The organism is Micromonospora sp. DT4 (assembly GCF_049841675.1).
Taxonomy (GTDB): domain Bacteria; phylum Actinomycetota; class Actinomycetes; order Mycobacteriales; family Micromonosporaceae; genus Micromonospora.
Genome location: NZ_JBNCKT010000284.1, coordinates 1 through 1,395, shown reverse-complemented (window position 1 = coordinate 1,395; position 1,395 = coordinate 1). Strand labels below are relative to the sequence as shown.

The following is a 1,395-nucleotide window of genomic DNA, read 5'->3' as shown; positions in this document are numbered from 1 at the left end:
CCCGCTTCCGCTTCCCGCACGACACCCGGCGGCAGGATGACCGACTCCCTCACCACCGCCACACCAGAGCCTGACGCACCCTCCCACGGCAAGGGCCGAAGACCCACAGCCAGATTGGCGACCTTCTGCGTCGCGGCGGACACCGACCGCAACTCCCCACCGGCCACCTCCTTCGGGCGCACAAGAAAGGTCTTGCCGTCCCGATACTCCGTCTGCAGCCCACGGTCGTTCAGAGCCTGAGCGATCATCCCCTGCGGATCCACAAGCCCCTGGTAGATGAGACCACCCATCCGCACGCCGAGATCAATGACGTCCCCCGTTTCCGGGAGCGTGACCGGGGGGTCGGATGCAGGGGGGATCTTTCCCGCCCTTGTGGAGTCGCCTTCGCACCAGAGGTCATAAGCGGCGAACGTATCCTCGTCCCTCTCTGCCTTCTCGGCAACAGTGACAAGCATGCTCTTGTCTCGGGGGATTAGAATCTTGCTGCCGATGACCTTCGGTTGGAAGCCGCCATCTTTCAGAACATCGAAGAGCTCCTGATGAAACGAAAATCCCATTTGCCGCAAACCCTTAAATGTTTTCCCGACGGGGTGAACCTTCCCCCCGGCATCATCCTCCACCTCTTCTGCTATGGCGGGAATTTTGCCCGAGTTCTTGCGATCTGGCCCCACCCAAAGCCGAATCCCCGCGATCCGCTCCTGATTGTCCTCTTCCTTCTTGGCCGTTGGCGGCCGGGGCTTCGGTGGCCGCTCCCCGGGCACCCTCAAACCATCAAATTTCGATGTGTCGCCCTCATTCCGGTAGATGACCTCGAGGCGGCCTTTTCCTTTTAGCATCTCGGCCATCTCACCGTCCGGGTCGGCATGCCCGTTCTGCTTGAGATTGGCCATAAACCGGCCGAGCTGGAACTGCTCGCCTGGCCTATTCGGATTGGGTCGCTTCAGCGTTTGTTTCGGCATCTTCCCGATGTTATGGGGTATACCGTTTGCGTCTTCCTCGTCGAGCCAGGCGTCATAGACGGCGAAGAAGTCTCTCACGTTCTCGTCGCTCATTTTCCGAAACCCGACGATATGCATATGTCCGTCACCGTCGTGTTTGACCTTGAATCCGGCGTCCTCCAGGGCTTGGGTAAGCTTGGCATCGTCGGAGATCACCCCAACTAGTGTCAGGTTATGGAGAATCTTTCCGATGGGATATGCCTCTCCTCCGACATTCACAGAATCGTCCCGAGAGGGGATTGTGTTCCGACGGTTGGGGAGGTCTTTCTGCACCCACGTGGTGATGGCGGCGACACGCTCGTCCACGGTGTAGTGGTGGCCTGAGACGAAACTCGGTTCCTTGACCACGTGTGCGGCAGCGTCCCGGCGGAGCCGGGACATGTGGTTGACGGGCATG

At 60.0% G+C, this 1,395-nt stretch carries 1 protein-coding gene; it reads right to left on the bottom strand.

Features of this window, described 5'->3' with window-relative positions; all coding sequences use genetic code 11:
* Nucleotides 1-1,304, bottom strand: a 1,304-nt coding sequence (locus tag ACLQ24_RS29650; RefSeq protein WP_425895038.1) for a hypothetical protein, incomplete at its 3' end; no start/stop codon positions are given.
* Nucleotides 1,305-1,395 lie beyond the last annotated feature (91 nt).